At 73.0% G+C, this 18,462-nt stretch carries 15 protein-coding genes; 14 read left to right on the forward strand and 1 reads right to left on the reverse strand.

Annotated features, from left to right (window positions below; translation table 11 throughout):
- Positions 1 to 6: 6 nt before the first annotated feature.
- Genes OHS82_RS11960 through OHS82_RS12020 form a run of 13 tightly spaced genes read left to right on the forward strand, consistent with a single transcriptional unit; the run spans position 7 to position 14,453 of the window.
- Positions 7 to 1,536 (forward strand): right-handed parallel beta-helix repeat-containing protein, encoded by a 1,530-nt coding sequence (locus OHS82_RS11960; protein ID WP_057575599.1) that lies wholly within the window; start codon positions 7 to 9, stop codon positions 1,534 to 1,536.
- A 1-nt stretch (position 1,537) separates the two neighbouring features.
- Complete coding sequence (locus OHS82_RS11965; protein ID WP_057575596.1) at positions 1,538 to 2,800, forward strand: hypothetical protein; 1,263 nt, start codon at positions 1,538 to 1,540, stop codon at positions 2,798 to 2,800.
- A gap of 2 nt (positions 2,801 to 2,802) precedes the next feature.
- Positions 2,803 to 4,077 (forward strand): glycosyltransferase, encoded by a 1,275-nt coding sequence (locus OHS82_RS11970; RefSeq protein WP_057575591.1) that lies wholly within the window; start codon positions 2,803 to 2,805, stop codon positions 4,075 to 4,077.
- On the forward strand, positions 4,074 to 5,309 hold the full coding sequence (locus OHS82_RS11975) for a class I SAM-dependent methyltransferase (RefSeq protein ID WP_057575588.1): 1,236 nt from the start codon (positions 4,074 to 4,076) through the stop codon (positions 5,307 to 5,309). The genes OHS82_RS11970 and OHS82_RS11975 overlap by 4 nt, the downstream gene beginning before the upstream one ends.
- Entirely contained in the window at positions 5,306 to 6,115 is an 810-nt protein-coding gene (locus tag OHS82_RS11980) for a hypothetical protein (RefSeq protein ID WP_057575585.1), read from the forward strand. Before OHS82_RS11975 ends, OHS82_RS11980 begins: the two co-directional genes overlap by 4 nt.
- Positions 6,112 to 6,759: a PIG-L deacetylase family protein gene (locus tag OHS82_RS11985; protein WP_057575582.1), complete on the forward strand. Its 648-nt coding sequence runs from the start codon at positions 6,112 to 6,114 to the stop codon at positions 6,757 to 6,759. The genes OHS82_RS11980 and OHS82_RS11985 overlap by 4 nt, the downstream gene beginning before the upstream one ends.
- Before the next feature lie 3 nt (positions 6,760 to 6,762).
- Entirely contained in the window at positions 6,763 to 7,788 is a 1,026-nt protein-coding gene (locus OHS82_RS11990; protein WP_057575578.1) for an NAD-dependent epimerase/dehydratase family protein, read from the forward strand.
- The gene (locus OHS82_RS11995; protein WP_328433846.1) at positions 7,776 to 9,059 is read left to right on the forward strand and encodes a DUF4910 domain-containing protein; all 1,284 of its coding nucleotides are present in this window, start codon (positions 7,776 to 7,778) and stop codon (positions 9,057 to 9,059) included. The genes OHS82_RS11990 and OHS82_RS11995 overlap by 13 nt, the downstream gene beginning before the upstream one ends.
- A complete protein-coding gene (locus OHS82_RS12000; RefSeq protein ID WP_443041097.1) occupies positions 9,056 to 10,366 on the forward strand; it encodes a hypothetical protein in 1,311 nt (436 codons plus the stop codon). The genes OHS82_RS11995 and OHS82_RS12000 overlap by 4 nt, the downstream gene beginning before the upstream one ends.
- Positions 10,363 to 11,319, forward strand: a complete 957-nt coding sequence (locus OHS82_RS12005) for a glycosyltransferase family 2 protein (protein ID WP_328433848.1) — start codon at positions 10,363 to 10,365, stop codon at positions 11,317 to 11,319. Before OHS82_RS12000 ends, OHS82_RS12005 begins: the two co-directional genes overlap by 4 nt.
- Positions 11,316 to 12,554 carry a polysaccharide pyruvyl transferase family protein gene (locus tag OHS82_RS12010; protein WP_057575568.1) on the forward strand — a complete coding sequence of 413 codons (1,239 nt, stop codon included), beginning with the start codon at positions 11,316 to 11,318 and terminating at the stop codon, positions 12,552 to 12,554. Before OHS82_RS12005 ends, OHS82_RS12010 begins: the two co-directional genes overlap by 4 nt.
- On the forward strand, positions 12,551 to 13,102 hold the full coding sequence (gene rfbC, locus OHS82_RS12015; RefSeq protein WP_057575566.1) for a dTDP-4-dehydrorhamnose 3,5-epimerase: 552 nt from the start codon (positions 12,551 to 12,553) through the stop codon (positions 13,100 to 13,102). The genes OHS82_RS12010 and rfbC overlap by 4 nt, the downstream gene beginning before the upstream one ends.
- Before the next feature lie 7 nt (positions 13,103 to 13,109).
- Positions 13,110 to 14,453, forward strand: a complete 1,344-nt coding sequence (locus OHS82_RS12020; RefSeq protein ID WP_328433849.1) for a glutamate-1-semialdehyde 2,1-aminomutase — start codon at positions 13,110 to 13,112, stop codon at positions 14,451 to 14,453.
- Positions 14,454 to 14,516: 63 nt separating this feature from the next.
- On the opposite strand, the gene OHS82_RS12025 is transcribed toward OHS82_RS12020, so the two are convergent.
- Positions 14,517 to 15,263: a phosphatase PAP2 family protein gene (locus tag OHS82_RS12025; protein ID WP_328433850.1), complete on the reverse strand. Its 747-nt coding sequence runs from the start codon at positions 15,261 to 15,263 to the stop codon at positions 14,517 to 14,519.
- A gap of 406 nt (positions 15,264 to 15,669) precedes the next feature.
- Between OHS82_RS12025 and OHS82_RS12030 the strand changes: the two genes are divergently transcribed.
- Complete coding sequence (locus tag OHS82_RS12030) at positions 15,670 to 18,414, forward strand: ATP-binding protein (protein ID WP_328433851.1); 2,745 nt, start codon at positions 15,670 to 15,672, stop codon at positions 18,412 to 18,414.
- Positions 18,415 to 18,462 lie beyond the last annotated feature (48 nt).

Here is an 18,462-nt window from a genome sequence, read left to right on the forward strand (position 1 = left end):
GGGCGCGTGGGGATCACGTGGCGGCACCGGGCGCTGCCGGCGGCAGCGCTGGCGCTGGCGTTGGCGGCGGCGACCGGCTGTGACGGCGGCACGACGGACGCGACGCCGAGACCGACCGCCGCGCCCTCCACGCCCCCGACGTCCGTGGCCCGGGTGTGCGCCAAGCCGGCCGCCGGGCCGACGAAGGCGCCGGCGGGCGCGGTGACCATCGACCCCGCGGTGCCCGGCGACCTGGCCGCGAAGAGCGAGAGCAGTCCCCCGCACACCACCTTCTGGCTTCGGCCGGGCAGGCACACGCTCCTGTCGAACCGCTACGACCAGGTGATCCCCAAGGAGGGCGACGTCTACCTCGGGGCGCCGGGCGCGGTGCTCGACGGCCGCCGGAGCAACCACTACGCGTTCGGCGGCGCGGCCGCGGACGTGACCGTCCGCTACCTGACCGTGCAGAACTTCGTCGCGCCCCGGGACGAGGGCGTGATCAACCACGACTCGGCCGACGGGTGGGTGATCGAGCACGCGACCATCCGGAACAACTCCGGCGCCGGGCTGATGGCCGGGGCCCGCCAGCAGGTCCGCGCCAGCTGCCTGCGCGACAACGGCCAGTACGGGATGAACGCGTACAAGGCCGGCGACATCGGCGGTCTGGTCGTCGAGGGCAACGAGATCGTGGGCAACAACACGGACGACTGGGAGCGGCAGCGGCCGGACTGCGGCTGCAGCGGGGGCGTCAAGTTCTGGGCCGTGAACGGCGCGGTCGTACGCGGCAACTGGGTGCACGGCAACCGTGGGACCGGGCTGTGGGCGGACACCAACAACAACGACTTCCTCATCGAGGGCAACCTGATCGAGGGCAACGACGGTGCGGCGCTGATCTACGAGATCAGCTACAACGCGATCATCCGGAACAACACGATCCGGCGGAACAACTGGGTCGAGGGCCGTGCCTACGCGGCCGCCGGCGACACGTTCCCGTTCGCGACGCTCTACCTCTCCGAGTCCGGGGGCGAACCGCGGATCCGGGCCCGGACGGACAAGCTCGAGATCTACCGGAACGTGCTGGAGAACAACTGGTCCGGGATCACCCTGTGGGAGAACGCCGACCGGTTCTGCAACAGCCCGGCCAACACCTCGTCCGGTGACTGCACATTGCTGGTGAAGGACACCGGCCGCTGTGTGCAGCCCGCGATCGCCGAGGCGCCGCTGTACTCCGACTGCCGGTGGAAGACCCAGCGGGTGGACATCCACGACAACCGCTTCGTGCTGGACAAGTCCGTCGTCGGCTGCACGGCGCAGTGCGGCCTGATGGGAGTGCTGTCCAACTACGGCACCTATCCGGACTGGTCGCCGTACCAGGGCGAGCGGGTCGCCGAGGCGATCACCGGCCGGCAGCACAACCGCTGGCACGACAACGTCTACGTCGGACCCTGGACCTTCGTCGTCCACGACGCGAGCCGGACGGTCGACGTCAAGCAGTGGCAGGCCGCGCCCTACCGACAGGACGCGGGCAGCACCTTCCGCGCCGGGGACGGTGGTTGAGATGAGATCCGTGGGCGCCGAAACCGACACCGGCACCGACCGCCGCACGGCGAAGATCGTCGGGACGGTCTGGGGACTGCTCGTCCTCAACACCCTCGGCTCCGCCGGGGCGGTGACCATCATCCCGCTGCCCCGCTCCCTCATCCAGATGGTCACCATGGGCTCGCTGGTCGCCGCGTTCGCGCTGGCGCTCGTGGTCAACCCCCGGGTGCGTATCCGGGCCAGCGCCTACGTGCTCCTGCTCACCCTGCTGCTGGTGCCGAGCCTGATCTCCAGCGTGGACCAGGGGGCCGGGCTCGGCGCGCTGTTCCGCTGCTTCCGGCTGGCTCTCTTCGTCGGCACGCTGTGGCTGCTCAGCCGCTGGTGGGACGGCGGCCCGACGTTCGTCCGGCACCACATCCGGATGTACTTCGCGGTGCTCGCCTCGGTGGCCGCCGGCCTGGTCGTCTCACCGGGCGCCGCACTGCCCGACCTCTACGGCGGGCGGCTGGTCGGCGCGTTGTGGCCGCTCACCCCGCCGCAGATCGGACAGTACGCCGCGGTGATCATCGGCCTCACCGTGCTGCTTCTCCTCGGCCGCCGCACCGACCGCAGGAGCGCCGCCGTGGTGATCGTGCCGTCCCTCGGCCTGCTCGCGCTGACCCACACCCGCACGGCCACGCTCGGCCTGATCATCGCGCTGGTGCTGGCGATCACGTCCCTCGTCCTGACCAGCGCCGCCGCCCGCCGGGTCTTCTCCTGGGGGGTGCTGTGCGCGGCGGTGGCCGCGGTGGGGTTCAGCTCCGCGCTCCAGGCGTGGTTCCTGCGCGGGCAGAGCCAGGAGAACTTCGCCAGCCTCACCGGCCGGGCCAAGGTGTGGCACGCGCTGCTGGCGGCGCCCCGGACGACCACGGAGCATCTGTTCGGCACCGGTCTGGGCGACAAGTCGTTCGGCGGGCTGCCGATCGACAACAGCTGGCTGGCCGTCTACAACGAGCAGGGCGTGACGGGCATCGTGCTGGTGGCGACGATCATCATCGTGCTGGGCGGCGTCGCGTTGCTGCGGCCGCCGTCGCTGTCGAGGGCCTGCGCGATCTTCCTGATCAGTTACTGCGCGATCGCCTCGTACACCGAGGCCGGTCTCGGCGACGCCTCGCCGTATCTCCTGCACCTGGCCGTGGCCGCCTCACTGCTGGCGGCGCCCGCCGAACCCACTCCCCCGTCGGGGCCCGAAGTCCCTCGGCGTCCCGTCCCGCGCTGGGCCCGTACATCGGAGGTGACCTGACCATGCACGTCCTCGTGGTGCACAACCGCTACGCCTCGGCGCAGCCGAGCGGGGAGAACAAGGTCGTCGACCAGGAGGTGGCGCTGCTGCGCGGGGCCGGGCACCGGGTCGAGGTGTTCGAGCGGCGCAGCGACGACATCGCCGTCCGGTCGTTGCCGGGCAAGGTCGCGATACCGCTGCTGGTGCCGTGGAACCCCGCGGTGCGCAGGGAACTCGCCGGCAGGCTCCGCGCCGAACGGCCGGACGTGGTGCACGTCCACAACGTCTTCCCGCTCCTGTCGCCGGCGGTGCTGGCGGCCTGCGCCGACGCCGGCGTGCCCGCCGTCGCCACACTGCACAACTACACCCAGGTCTGCCCGCCCGGCACGCTGCAGCGGGACGGCCGGCCGTGCACCGAGTGCGTCGGGTCCACGCCGCTGCCCGCCGTCCGGCACGGCTGCTACCGGAACTCCCGGCTGGCGACGGTGCCGCTCGCGGTCAGCCTGTCGGTCAACCGGCGGCGGTGGTGGTCCGGCGTGGAGCGGTTCTTCTGCATCTCCGCGGCGCAGCGCGACGTCCTGGCGCACGCCGGCATGCCGGCCGAACGGCTGGCGGTGAAGCACAACTTCGTGCCCGATCCGGAAGACCGCCGCGTGGGCGCCGGCGAGCATCTGCTCTACCTCGGCCGGCTCGCGGAGGCCAAGGGCGTGCGACTGCTCATGGCCGCCTGGGACGAGATCGCCGCCGGCGGCGGTGTCGGCGTGCCGCTCGTGATCGCCGGCACGGGGCCGCTGGAGCGGGAGGTGGCCGCCTGGGCGGCGGGCCGCGACGACGTGCGGTACGTCGGCCTGTACGACACGGCGGAGTGCCGCAAGGCCATCGCCCGGTCGGTGGCCGTGGTGGCTCCCTCCACCTGGCTGGAGGCGTTCGGCCTGGTGGTGGTGGAGGCGATGGCGGCCGGGGTCCCGGTCGTCGCCGCCGGACACGGCGCCTTCGTCGAACTCGTCGAGGAGGGGGTGACCGGGCTGCTGCACCGGCCGGGCGAGGCCGCCTCGCTCGCGTCGTGCCTGCGCCGGATCACGGACGGCACGGTCCGCAACCAGGAGATGGGCCGGGCGGCCCGGCGCCGGTACGAGCAGGGCTTCAGCCCGGCCGTCGGCCTGGAACGCCTGGTGGAGGGGTACCGCACCGCGATCGCGGGTCGGTCCGGCGGCGGGGACAGCCCGCCGCCGGTAGGGGACAACAGCACTGACTCGCGGCGGGGACGCCCGCGCGAGCGGGATGGGGGCAGTAGATGACACGATGCCGACTCTGCGGCTCGGCGGCGCTGGCGAGCGTCGTCGATCTGGGGGCGACCCCGCCGTGCGAGAGTTTTCTCGCCGCGGACCGACTGGACGATCCGGAACCGGCGTACCCGCTGCATCTGCGGGTCTGCACCGACTGCTGGCTCGCGCAGATCCCGCCGCTGATCACGCCGGAGGAGACGTTCAAGGAGTACGCGTACTTCTCCTCGTTCTCGACCTCGTGGGTGGAGCACGCCCGCACGTTCGTCGCCGACGCCGTGGAGCGGGTGGGCCTCGGCCCCGACGCCTTCGTGGTCGAGGTCGCGAGCAACGACGGGTACCTGCTGAGGCACGTGGTGGACCGGGGGATCCGCTGCCTCGGCGTCGAGCCCTCGGTGAACGTCGGCGCCGCGGCGCGGGACGCGGGCGTGCCCACGCTCACCGCGTTCCTGGACCCGGCCACCGGCGCGCAGGTGCGCGCCGAACACGGCCCGGCGGACCTGGTCGTCGCCAACAACGTGTACGCGCACATCCCCGACGTGGTCGGGTTCACCCAGGGGCTGCGCGCCCTGGTCGCCGACGACGGCTGGGTCTCGATCGAGGTGCAGCACCTGCTGACCCTGATCGAGGAGAACCAGTACGACACGATCTACCACGAGCACTTCCAGTACTACACGGTCGCGTCCGCGGCCCGGGCGCTGGCCAGCGGCGGACTGACGCTCGTGGACGTCGAGCTGCTGCCCACGCACGGCGGCTCGATCCGGTTGTGGGCGCGGCCGTCCGAGGTGGCCGGCGAGCCCACCCGGCGGGTGGCCGAGGCGCTGGACCGGGAGAAGGCAGCAGGGCTGCAGGAGCTGTCCGGGTACACCGACTTCTCCGCCCGGGTGGCCAAGGTGCGCCGGGACCTCCTCAAGTTCCTCATCGAGGCGGCCGAGCGCGGTGAGACGGTCGTCGGCTACGGCGCCCCGGGCAAGGGCAACACCCTGCTCAACCACTGCGGCATCCGGCCGGACCTGCTCCCCTACACGGTCGACCGCAACCCCTACAAACACGGCAGGTTCACCCCGGGCACCCGCATCCCGATCCTGGCGCCCGAGCAGATCGCCGCCGACCGGCCGGACTACGTCCTCGTCCTGCCGTGGAACCTGCGGGCCGAGCTGGTCGAGCAGCTGTCGTTCGTGCACGCCTGGGGCGGCCGACTCGTCTTTCCCATACCGGAACTGAGCATCGTCGAGGTCACGTCATGAAGGTCGTACTGTTCTGCGGCGGCTACGGGATGCGGATGCGCAGCGGCGCCGCGGACGACGTGCCCAAGCCGATGGCGATGGTCGGTCCGCGGCCGCTGATCTGGCACGTCATGCGCTACTACGCGCACTTCGGGCACACCGAGTTCATCCTGTGCCTCGGGTACGGGGCCCACCACATCAAGGACTTCTTCCTCAACTACGAGGAGACGACGTCCAACGACTTCGTGCTGCGCAAGGGCCGAACCGAGCTGCTGTCCACCGACATCGCCTCCTGGACGATCACGTTCGTGCAGACCGGCATCGAGTCGCCGATCGGGGAGCGGCTGCGCCGGGTGCGGCACCACCTGGACGGCGACGAGATGTTCCTCGCCAACTACGCCGACGTGCTGACCGACGCCCCGCTGCCGGAGATGATCGACAACTTCGCCCGGCGCGACGCCGGTGCGTCGATGATGGTGGTGCCGCCGCAGTCCTCGTTCCACTGCGTGGACCTGGGCGAGGACGGCCTGGTGGGAGGCATCACCGCGGTGAGCGACATGCCGCTGTGGGAGAACGGCGGCTACTTCGTGCTCCGCCAGGAGGTCTTCGACCACATCCCGGAGGGCGGTGACCTGGTGGCCGACGGATGCGCCCAACTGGCCAAGCGCGGGCGGCTGGTGGCGCACCAGCACCGCGGCTTCTGGAAGCCGACCGACACGGTGAAGGAGCGGGCCGCGCTCGACGTCGCCTACACCCGGGGCGAGCGCCCGTGGGCCGTGTGGGAACGGGACGGCGCCGGGGCGAGCGCCGGGACGGGAGCCGTATGATCCGGCTCGGCGCGGGGCGCCTGGACGAAATCGTCGCGGTGGGCGCGCACTGCGACGACATCGCCATCGGCGCCGGCGGCACCCTGCTGACGCTGTGCCTCGCGCGGCCGGGCATCCGCGTCGACGCACTGGTGCTCTCCGGCGGCGGCGGCGAGCGGGAGCAGGAGGAGCGGGCCGCGCTGGCCGCCTTCTGCCCCGGCGCCGACCTGCGGCTGACCGTGCTCAAGCTGCCGGACGGCCGGCTGCCGTCGTACTGGGGCGAGGCGAAGGACGCGGTCGAGGAGCTGCGTGGGCAGACGGAACCGGATCTCGTCCTCGCCCCGCGCACCGACGACGCGCACCAGGATCACCGCGGCCTGGCGAAACTGATGCGCACCGCGTTCCGCGACCACCTCGTGCTCGGCTACGAGATCGTCAAGTGGGACGGCGACCTCGGCCGTCCGTCCGGGTACCAGCCGCTGTCCGCGGAGATCGCCGAACAGAAGGTGCGGCTGCTGCAGGAGCACTATCCCTCGCAACGGCACCGCCCCTGGTACGACCGCGAGGCCTTCCTCGGGCTGGCCCGGATCCGCGGCATCGAATGCCACGCGCGCTACGCAGAGGCGTTCGCCGTCACCAAACTCACTCTCGACCTGGGGGAATGAACCATGCGCGTACTGCTGACCGGACACCAGGGCTATCTGGGAACCGTGATGGCCCCCGTGCTCGCGGCCGCCGGGCACGAGGTCGTCGGTCTCGACGCCGGCCTGTTCGCCGACTGCGTGCTCGGCCCGGCTCCCGCGGACCCGCCGGGGCGCCGGGTGGACCTGCGCGACGTCACGGCCGAGCACGTGGCCGGCGTGGACGCCGTGATCCACCTGGCCGCCCTGTCCAACGACCCGCTGGGGGCGCTGGCGCCGGACCTCACCTACGACATCAACCACCACGCGTCCGTGCGGCTGGCCCGGCTGGCCCGCGAGGCCGGGGTGCGGCGCTTCCTGTACGCGTCGACCTGCTCGGTGTACGGCGCCGCCGGCGGTGACGACCTGGTCGCCGAGGACGCCCCGCTGCGCCCGGTCACGCCGTACGCGGAGTCCAAGGTGCGGGTGGAGGACGACCTGCACGCGCTCGCCGACGGCGACTTCAGCCCGGTGTACATGCGCAACGCCACCGCCTTCGGGTTCTCGCCCCGGCTGCGCGCCGACATCGTGCTGAACAACCTGGTGGGGCACGCCCTGCTGTCGGGCGAGGTGCTCGTGCTCTCCGACGGCACGCCCTGGCGCCCGCTGGTGCACGCCGCCGACATCGCCCGGGCCTTCACGGCCGCGCTGGTCGCGCCGCGCGAGGCGGTGCACGACCGGGCGTTCAACATCGGCAGCGAGACCAACAACGTCACGGTCGCCGAGATCGCCGACCAGGTCGCCGAGGCGGTGGCCGGCTCCAAGGTGGTGATCACCGGGGAGAACGGCGCCGATCCGCGCTCCTACCGGGTGGACTTCTCCCGGTTCCGCGCCGCGGTGCCCGGCTTCGACTGCGAGTGGACGGTGAAGCGGGGCGCCCTCGAACTCGCCGACGCATACCGCGAGCACGGGCTGACCCGGGAGGCCTTCGAGCAGCGCTTCACCCGGCTCGCCGTGCTGCGCGCCGCGTCCGACGCCGGCGCCGTCGACGACACCCTGCGGTGGCGCCGGTGACCGTGGTCGGCGAGGAGATGCACGCGCTGGTGGAGCGGCTGTACCCGCTGTGCCGGAGCATCACCGGCGACGGTGTGCGCGCCACCCTGGACATCGTCGGCGAGTACGTCCCGTTGCAGGTGCACGAGGTGCCGACGGGGACCCAGGTGCTCGACTGGACGGTGCCGCAGGAGTGGAACATCCGGGAGGCGTACATCGCCGACGCCGCCGGGAAGCGGGTCGTCGACTTCGCCGCGTCCAGCCTGCACGTGCTCGGCTACAGCGTGCCGGTGTCGGCGACCATGCCGCTGGCCGAGCTGCGCGAACACCTGCACACCCTGCCGGACCACCCGTCCTGGGTGCCCTACCGCACCAGCTACTACAAGCCGGAGTGGGGGTTCTGCCTGGCCCAGGAGACCCTGGACGCGATGCCGGACGGCGAGTACGAGGTCCGCGTCGACTCCACGCTCGCCGACGGCCACCTCACCTACGCCGAGCACGTGGTCCCCGGGCAGGTCGCCGACGAGGTGATCGTCTCCTGCCACGTCTGCCACCCGTCGCTGGCCAACGACAACCTGGCCGGCATCGCGGTGGCGACGTACCTGGCCCGGTCGCTCGCCGAGCGGACGCCGTACTACACCTACCGGTTCGTCTTCGCGCCCGGCACCATCGGGGCGATCACCTGGCTGGCCCGCAACGCGGATCGGGTGGAGCGGGTCAAGCACGGGCTGGTGCTGGCCTGCGCCGGCGACCGGGGGCATCTGACGTACAAGCAGAGCAGGCGCGGCGACGCGGAGATCGACCGGGTGCTGCGCCATGTCCTGACGGCCTCCGGACGCCCGCACGACATCAAGGAGTTCACTCCCTACGGCTACGACGAGCGGCAGTTCTGCTCGCCGGGGTTCGACCTCGGCGTGGGCTCGCTCAGCCGGACCCCGTACGCGGGCTACCCCGAGTACCACACCTCGGCGGACAACCCCGGCTTCGTCTCCCCGGAGGCGATGCAGGACACGCTCGACGTCTGCCGCGAGGCGTTCGCGGTCCTCGACCGCAACCGGCGGTACGTCAACCTCAGCCCCTACGGCGAGCCGCAGCTGGGCCGGCGTGGGCTGTACGACTCGCTGGGCGGCCGCAGCGACGCGAAAGAGGCCCAGATGGCCATGCTCTGGGTGCTCAGCCTGTCCGACGGCGAGCACAGTCTGCTGGACGTCGCCGAGCGGTCCGGGCTGCCGTTCGACACCGTCGCCGCGGCGGCCGGCGCCCTGCACGACGCCGAGCTGATCAAGGCATGACGCCGATGACCACCGACGGGGAGCACGCGACGGCGCCGGCCGGACCCGCCCGGCGGACCGCCAAGCGGGCCATGGTCGGCCGGCTGTCCTGGGGACTGGCCGACCAGGCGGCCTCCAGCATCAGCAACTTCGCGGTGGGCATCTATGTGGCGCGCTCGCTGGGAGTGACCGCGTTCGGCGTGTTCAGCCTCGCCTGGGTGACGTACGGCGTGGTGCTCAACGTCTCCCGCGGGCTGGCCACCGACCCGCTGGTGGTGCGCTTCAGCGGCGTGTCCGACGCGTCCTGGCGCGGGGCGGTGAGCCGGGCGTCGGGTACCGCGCTCGGTGTCGGCGTCGCCCTCGGCGTGCCGTGTCTGCTGGCCGGCCTGGCCCTCGGCGGCCGGGTGGGAGCCGCGTTCGCCTGCCTCGCGGTCGTGCTGCCGGGGCTGCTGCTCCAGGACGCCTGGCGGTTCTCGTTCTTCGCCGCCGGCGCCGGGCGCAAGGCGTTCGTCAACGACCTGGTGTGGGGCGTCGCGCTGATTCCCGCCATGGTCGTGGCGGCCCATGTGGGCAGCGTGGCCGCGTTCGTGCTCGCCTGGGGCGCGTCCGCCGCGGTGGCCGCCGGGTACGGCTGCCTCCAGTCCGGCATCCGGCCTCGGCCGGCCGGAGCCCGCGGTTGGCTGCGAGAGCAGCGCGACCTCGGCTACCGGTACCTGGTCGAGAACGTCAGCCTCAGCGGTGCGAGCCAGCTTCGGGCGTACGGGCTCGGCGCGCTCGCCGGGGTCGCCGCGGTGGGTGCGGTGCGGGGCGCCGAGCTCCTGATGGGCCCGTTCCTCGCCGTCCTGATGGGGCTGTCCCTGGTCACCGTCCCGGAGGCGGCACGGGTGCTGCGGCAGGCCCCGCACCGCCTCGGCGCCTTCTGTCTCCTGCTCGGCGGCGGGCAGGCCGCCGGCGCGCTGCTCTGGGGCGGGGCCCTGCTGCTGGTCCCCGGCCGGCTCGGCGAGCTCGCGCTCGGCGGGGTCTGGCACTCCGCCGCGCAGCTCATCGTGCCGATCACCCTCGGCGTCGCGGGGGCGGGCCTCGGCACGGGCGCGGCGGCCGGGCTGCGCGCGCTCGGCGCGGCCCGGCGCAGTCTGCGCTGCCAGTTGTTCGCCTCCGCCTGCTATGTCGGCGGCGGGCTCGGCGGGGCGGTCCTGGGCGGCACGGTCGGCTCGGCCTGGGGCGCCGCCGCCGCGACCGTCAGCGCCTCGGCCGTGTGGTGGCTGCACCTGCGGGCGGCCCTGCGCGAGGGGCACCACGACTCCGTTCCCGAAGTGAGGACCTCATGACCGACCGACCCAGGCTGAGCATCGGCCTGCCCGTGTACAACGGCGAGGAGTACCTGGCCGAGTCGTTCGACGCCCTGCTCGGACAGACTTACGAGGACTTCGAGCTGATCGTCTCCGACAACGCCTCGACCGACGGGACCGAGGACGTCTGCCGCCGGTACGCCGCGAAGGACTCGCGCATCCGGTACCTGCGGCTGCCCCGCAACATCGGCGCCACGCCGAACCACAACCACGTCCTCGCCGAGTCCCGGGGCGAACTGTTCAAGTGGGCCTCGCACGACGACCTGTACGGCCGGGACCTGCTGCGGCGCTGCGTCGAGGCGCTGGACGAGCGGCCAAAGATGATCCTCGCGCACACCGGCCAGGCGATCATCGACGGCGACGGCCGGGTGAAAGTGCCCTACGAGTACACCCTCGCCACGGACTCGCCGCACGCGCCGGACCGCTTCCGCAGCCTGCTGTTCGAGCCCGGCGGCGACGACTTCTACGGGGTGATGCGGACCGACGTGCTGCGCCGGGTGAAGCCGATGGACAGCTACCACCACGCGGACCGCACGTACGTCGCCGAGATCACCCTGCACGGGCCCTTCCACCAGGTGCCCGAACTGCTGTACTTCCGCCGCGACCACCCTCACCGCGCCGAGCGGGCGAACCCGAGCAAGCGCTCGCGGTGCGTCAATCTGGACCCACGCCGGGCGGGTCCGCTGCACCCGACGCCCCGGCTGCTCGCCGAGTACGTGTGGGGTTTCGCCTCGGCGATCCGGCGGGCGCCGCTGTCCCCGGCCGACCGGCGCGCGTGTTTCGGCCACCTGGCCGCGTGGATGACCAGCCGGGTCCGGCCGGGCGCCGGCGAGCGGGTCGAGGACCGGGCCCCGGTCGATCCGGCCCGGCTCACCGTCTCCGTCGACGCCCTGGTCGCCGGCCGTGAGGGCCGTACCGGGGGGCAGGCATGACGTCCGCTCCCCGCAACCCGGTGCGCGTCGGGGTGTTCGGGCTGCTCGGCTCCGGCAACCTCGGCAACGACGGGTCGCTCGAGGCGGTGCTCGGGTACCTGCGCGCGGAACACCCGGACGCGGTCGTGGACGCGCTGTGCGGCGGGCCCGAGGTCGTCACGGCCCGGTACGGCATCCCCGCGACGCGGCTGCACTGGTACCGCGGGGAGTACCGGACGGCGTCGCGGGCGGGCGCGATCGCCGGGAAGGGGCTCGGCAAACTCGTCGACGCCTTCCGCACCGCCGCCTGGGTGCGCCGGCACGACGTGGTGATCGTGCCGGGCATGGGCGTCCTGGAGGCCACGCTGCCGCTGCGGCCGTGGGGCTTCCCCTACGCCCTGTTCCTGCTCTGCGCGAGCGGCCGGCTGTCCGGCGCCCGGGTCGCACTGGTCGGCGTCGGCGCAGCCGAGATCGAGAGCCGTCCGATCCGGGCCCTTGTGCGCTGGTCGGCACGGCTCGCCTCGTACCGGTCCTACCGGGACGAGCAGTCCCGCGACGCGATGCGCGCGATGGGCGTGAACACCTCGCGCGACGAGGTCCACCCCGACCTCGCGTTCTCCCTGCCGGCGCCACGGTCGAGCGCGCCCACCGGCACGACGGGCCCCGTCTGCCTCGGTGTCATGGACTTCCACGGCGGCAACGACGACCGCGCGCGGGCGGAGGAGATATACCGGCGCTACCTCGACGGGACGATCTCGTTCGTCCGCGCGCTCGTCGAGGAGGGCAGACCGGTCCGGCTCCTCACCGGCGACCAGTGCGATCTGTCCGTGGTCGCCGCGATCCTCGACGCCGTCGACTCACCGCTGGTCACCGCGGCCGAACCGGCCTCGCTGGCCGACCTGATGAACGAGATGGCGGCCGCCGACACCGTGGTGGCCGTCCGCTACCACAACCTGATCTGCGCGCTGAGGACCGCAACGCCCGTGCTCGCGCTGTGCTACGCGGCGAAGAGCGACGCGCTCATGGAACGGATGGGCCTCGGCGCGTACCGCCACCCGGCCCGCGAGGTCGACGCCGACCGGCTGCTCGAACAGTTCCGGGATCTGGAGAAGCACGCGGCGCAGGTACGGCAGACCCTCGCCGAGCGCAACCGGCTCGTCGCCCGGCAACTCGCCCAGCAGTTCAGCGTCTTGACCACAGCCCTGTTCCCGGCGAACGACCACGCCCACGACCACGCCCCGCGGAAGGCTCCATGAAAGCGACAGAAGTTCCCGAGATCGCCGGCGCGTACCTGTTCGAGCCGACGCCCTACGCCGACGAGCGCGGCTTCTTCTGCCGCACCTTCGACGCGGACGTGGTCCGCTCGGTGGGCCTCGACCCGCACGCCTTCGTCCAGGACAGCGTGTCCCGCTCGGTGCGGGGCGTGCTGCGCGGCCTGCACCTGCGCTCCGGCGCGGGCGAGGCCAAGCTGGTGCGCTGCTCGTACGGGGAGATCTTCGACGTCGTCGTGGACCTGCGACCGGACTCGCCGACGTATCTGGGCCGGGCCTTTTTCGAGTTGTCCGGCGAGACGCAGAGGACCGTCTACATCCCTGCGGGATGCGCGCACGGCTTCCAGGCTCTTACCGAAATCGCGGACACCTCTTACCGTATTGACCGTCAGCACGATCCGTCCGAGGACGTGACGATCGCCTTCGACGACCCGGAGCTCGCCATTCCCTGGCCACTGCCGGTCGCGTCGATGTCCCAACGGGACCGGGAGGCGCCAAGCCTCGCCGAGGTCCTGAAGCACAACGAGAGTTGAGGCCGGCTTGGACACCGAGATCACCGAGCAGACCACCGAGTTCCTCCTTCCCCGGTCGCGGGCGGCGAACGAGCGGCTGCACGCCCTGATCCCCGGGGGCGCGCACACCTACGCCAAGGGCGACGACCAGTACCCCGAGAACCTGGCCCCGGTCATCAGCCACGGTCAGGGCGCCCATGTGTGGGACGTCGACGGCAACCGGTACATCGAGTACGGCTCCGGCCTGCGCTCGGTCAGCCTCGGCCATGCCCACCCCCGGGTGGTCGAGGCGGTGCGACGGCAGATCGACCGCGGCAGCAACTTCGTCCGGCCCTCCGTCGTGGAGGTCGAGGCCGCGGAACGCTTCCTGGCGACCGTGCCGACCGCCGAGATGGTGAAGTTCGCGAAGAACGGCTCCGACGCCACCACCGCCGCGGTACGCCTCGCCCGCGCCGCCACCGGCCGCCCGCGGGTGGCCCTCTGCGCCGACCACCCGTTCTTCTCCACCGACGACTGGTTCATCGGCACCACACCGATGTCCGCCGGCATTCCGGACGCCACCAACGAACTCACCGTGGCGTTCCCCTACGGCGACCTGGCCGCCACCGAGGAGCTGCTCACCCGGCACCGGGGCGAGGTCGCCTGTCTGATCCTCGAACCCGCCACCCACTCCGAGCCGCCGCCCGGGTACCTCGAGGGTCTTCGCGACCTGGCCGACCGGCACGGCTGCGTCCTGGTCTTCGACGAGATGATCACCGGATTTCGCTGGTCCGAGGCGGGTGCCCAGGGCCTGTACGGCGTCGTCCCCGACCTCTCCACGTTCGGCAAGGCGCTGGGCAACGGGTTCGCCGTCTCCGCGCTGGCCGGCCGCCGCGACCTGATGGAGCGGGGCGGGCTGCGCCACTCGGGCGACCGGGTGTTCCTGCTGTCCACCACGCACGGCGCCGAGACGCACTCCCTGGCCGCCGCTATGGCCGTGCTCACCACCTACGTGGAGGAGGGGGTCACCGCACGGCTGCACGCCCTCGGCGAACGGCTGGCCGCCGGTGTCCGCGACGCCGCGGCCGGCATGGGCGTCGGCGAGCACCTCGTCGTCCGGGGCCGGGCCAGCAACCTGGTCTTCGCCACCCTCGACGAGCACGGGCGGCCGTCGCAGGAGTACCGCACGCTGTTCCTGCGCAGGCTTCTCGCGGGCGGGGTGCTGGCCCCGTCGTTCGTGGTGAGCAGCGCGCTCGACGACGCCGACATCGATCACACCGTCGACGTCGTGGCCCAGGCGTGCGCGGTGTACCGCAAGGCCCTGGACGCCGGTGACCCCACCCCCTGGATGGCGGGACGGCCGGTGAAGCCCGTGTTCCGCCGCCAGGCGTGACACGGGCCGGCGTGAGACCGCCTGGCGGGAAACGGAGAGGCGTGGCGTGGCTGTGACGTGACGTCAGTGACGATCCGACCGACCGGCGTCGGCCGGCGGAGCGGCGATCGGGTCGTTCGGCGGGCCGGCCGACCCCTCGGACGGCCGGGCCGCCGACCGGTCGGCCGTCCGGTCGGCCGTCCGGTCGATCAGCCACGCCGTCGCCGGCACCACCGCCAGCGCGGTGCACCAGCCGCCGAGGACGTCGGTCGGGTAGTGCGCGCCCAGGGCGACCTGCGCCCAGCCCATGGACGCGCCGGCGACCAGCGCCGCGGTGAGCACGAGTGAGGCGGCGGCCGTCCTGGCGAGGCCGAGCCGGCCGGCCGCGAGCAGCGCCACCACCAGGGCGAGCGCGGTGGCGAAAGCGGTGTGCCCGCTCGGGTAGGACAGGTTGTCGTCCCCGTGGATGGTGCGTCCCACCAGGGATTTGAGCAGCGTCGCCGTCCCCACGGTCAGGCCGGCGCCGACGACGGCGAGCACTGCCGAGCGAGGACGCCGAAGCAGCAGGCAGCCCGTCACGACGGCCGAGAGCAGCATCGCCGCCCCCACGGGCTCCCCCAGGAAGTCCAGGGCCAGAGCGGCGGTCCGCCACGGCGGCCGCACACTGTCCGCCGTGGGCCGGACGACCCACCGGTCCACCCTGCCGGGCTCGCCGTCGCCGGCGTACAGCACCCCGAGGACGGCGACCACCAGCGCGGCGAGCCCCGCGACCGTTCCGAGCGACGAACGCAGCGACCCGGGCAGCGCCGCGTGCGCCGACCGGCCGTTCACCGGTCCGACGCGTCCCGCGCGGCCCCCCTGCCGACTCCCCACCGACGAACCCCCCGCCGTGTCCGACGTGGCCCGCCCGGGAGCCCGTCCTTGCCCGCCACCCTAACCAACGACGCGGTCACGTCCCACGGCGGTCGGAACATCCGTGGGCCGTGCCGCACAGCGCGGTCGGCGCGTCCGTGCTCCGGCGGCGGACCGGACCGTCCGGCGCCGGAAGGATGACAAAATGAGCGCTCCGCCTCGTGCGTCGTGGACGTCCGGGGCGCTGCACATGAGGGCGAGGGAATCATCGTGGCCGAACCGTTCAGGGGTGTGTCCCGTTTACGCCGCGCGTGCGTGACCGGCGTGGCCCGGCATGGAGAGTAGCGGCAGCGGCGTGACCCCTTCCGGACCGAAGGCGCCCCCCGTGGGCCGGCAGGCCGAGATCGCTCGGCTTCTGCTCAGCGTCCAGGGTCGGGACGAACAGCGGATGCTGATGCTGCTCGGCGAGGCCGGCGCGGGCAAGTCGCGGCTGCTCGCGGTCGCCGTCGACCACGCGCGGGAGGGCGGAGCGCTCGTGCTGGCGTGCCAGGGCACGGAGGCGGAGTCCCGGCAGTCCTTCGCCTCCCTGCACCAGTTGCTCCTGCCCGTCCTGCCGGAGGCGGCCACGCTGGCCGACCATCTGCGCAAGGCGCTCGAGACGGCGTTCGGCGTGACCCCTGCGGAGGGTCCGTCCGACCCCATGCTGCTGCGCGTCGCGGTGCTGACGCTGCTGACCGGCGTCGCGCGTCGGCAACGTGTCCTGTTGACGGTCGACGACGTCCAGCACTTCGACCGGGACTCCCTCGACGTACTCGGCTTCGTGATGCGCCGCCTCACCGCCGCCGACGTGCACGTGCTGCTGGCGGCCCGCGGACAGACACCTCCCGAGGGGGTCCCGGAGACCCTGCCCACCATGCTGCTGGGGCCGCTGACCGAACGGGCCGCGGCCGAACTCGTGGACGCCCAGCCGCACGTTCCCACCGGTCGGACGCGGATCGAACTGCTGCGGCAGGCCGGCGGGAACCCGCTGGCCATCATCGAACTGTGCCGCGCCGCGGGGTCGGACGGCGGCGCGGGCGTGCTGCCCGGCGGCGGACTGCCGCAGACCGAGCGCATCCAGGAGCTGTACGCCGCCCGTCTGCGCGGCCTGCCGGGGATGACCCAGCGGCTGATCCTCTACGCGGCGGCGTCGCAGTACGAGGACCTCGACACGATCATGGCGGCCGCGGGCGCCGGGCCGGACCTCTGGGCGTGGGCCTCGGCCGAGGAGGCGGGCCTGGTGACCGTCCTGGACGGGCGGGTGGTGTTCCGTCACCCGCTGGCCCGCGCGGCCTCCTACCACGCGGCGCCTGCCTATCTCCGGCAGCAGGCGCACCGGGACCTGGCGGCCGCCCTCACGGCCGACCCGGCGCGGCGCGCGTGGCACCTGGCCGCCGCCTGCGTCGGTCACGACGAGTCCGTGGCGGCGGCTCTGGAGGACACCGCCGAACTCGCCGAAGGGCTCGGCGGGTTCTTCGCGGCGGGCGAGGCGCTGCAACGGTCCGCCGAGTGCAGTCCCGCGACGGCCGACCGCGCCCGACGTTATGCCAAGGCACTGCGAGCCGCCCAGAACGCCGGCGACCCCTCCTGGGTCGGCGAACTCTACGACAAGATCACCGCGTTGACCGAGGACCGGGACCTGCTGGGCATGGCGGCCTGCGCCGCGGGCATGGCGCTGTCGCTGTTCGGTCACCAGCGCGAGGCCTTCCAGGTGCTGATGAGCGCGCTGGAGCCGAACCCGCCCGGGGACGCCATGACCGTGCTCGCCCTGACCAGCGTGCTGAACGCGGTCGCGTCCCAGTCGGGGCTGCCCGAGGTCAGGCAGCCGATCGCCGCGCTGCTGCGCGGGGTGCGGGGCGGGAGCCGGGACACCGTCTACGCCGAGCTGAAGACGACCGATGCCGCCGACGCGGTGCTGGCCGCGACCCTGGCCGGGGCCGACCCGACCGAGGCGGCCGCGTTGTTGCAGGGCGTCCGCCGGCGGCCGGGCTCGCGACAGCCGTCGCCCGGCATCGCCGAGACGACCCGGGGCCTCGGCGTCGGCGCGCTGGCCTGGTACGCCGACGAGTCCGACCTGTGTGTGGAGTCCCTGCGACGGGCCCACCACGCGCTCGGCGCCTACGGCGGCATGGGCTCCGCCGCGCCCTCGCTCATGCCGATGGCCGCGACGCTGATCGACACCGGACGGTGGGCGGAGGCCGACCGGCATCTGGAGACGACGGAAGCGCTGGCGGCCGTGCACAAGTGGCGGCACATGCAGATCGACATCGAGGCGTTCCAGGCGATCCTGCGGGCTCTGCGGGGAGAGCCCGGGTCCACGCCGGCGGACCGGGCGTGGACGACGGTCGCCCTGCCGGAGAACCGCGCCACCCACGCACGTCTCCTGCGGGCCGCGGGCACGTCCGCCCTGGCGGCCGGGGACTTCGAGGCCGCGTTCCGGCACTTCCGCGCTCTGTTCGACGAGGACGGCACGGCGCTGCACTACTTCCTGTCCCCCCGGTCGATCGCCGATCTCGCCGCGGCCGCCCAGCGGACGAATCGCCAGGCTCAGGCGCGGCACGTCCTCGACGTGGTGCGCGCCGCGACGGGGGACCGTCCGACGATCCGGATGACGCTGCTGATGCATCACGCCGCCGCGCTGACCGGCGAGGCGAAGGACGCCGAACACCACTTCCGGCTCGCCACGGTGAACCCGGTGGGCGATCAGTGGCCGCTCGCCCGGGCCCAGGCCCGGCTGCACTACGCGCAGTGGCTGCGCAGACGGCGGCGGCCCCTGGACGCCCGCCCGCTCCTGGCCACGGCGCTGGAGACGTTCACCCGGCTCGGCGCGTCCGGTCTGGCCGAGGAGGCCCGCGCCGAGTTGCGGGCGAGCGGTGTGGCCACCGCTCCCGCCGCGGCCGATCCGCTGTCCGAACTGACCGCCCAGCAGCGTCACATCGTGAGGCTGGCGGCCCGGGGGCTGCGCAACCGGGAGATAGCGGAGCAGTTGTTGCTCTCCCCGCGCACGGTCAGCTCCCATCTCTACAACGTGTATCCGAAACTGGGGGTCAGCAGCCGCAACCAGTTGCGCGACCTGTTCGACGACCTGTGATCGAACGCCCCGTGATGCCCCGGCGGCCCGCACCCCGCGGGGCCGGTC

The sequence above is a fragment of the Streptomyces sp. NBC_00425 genome (genome assembly GCF_036030735.1).
Classification (GTDB): Bacteria; Actinomycetota; Actinomycetes; order Streptomycetales; family Streptomycetaceae; genus Streptomyces.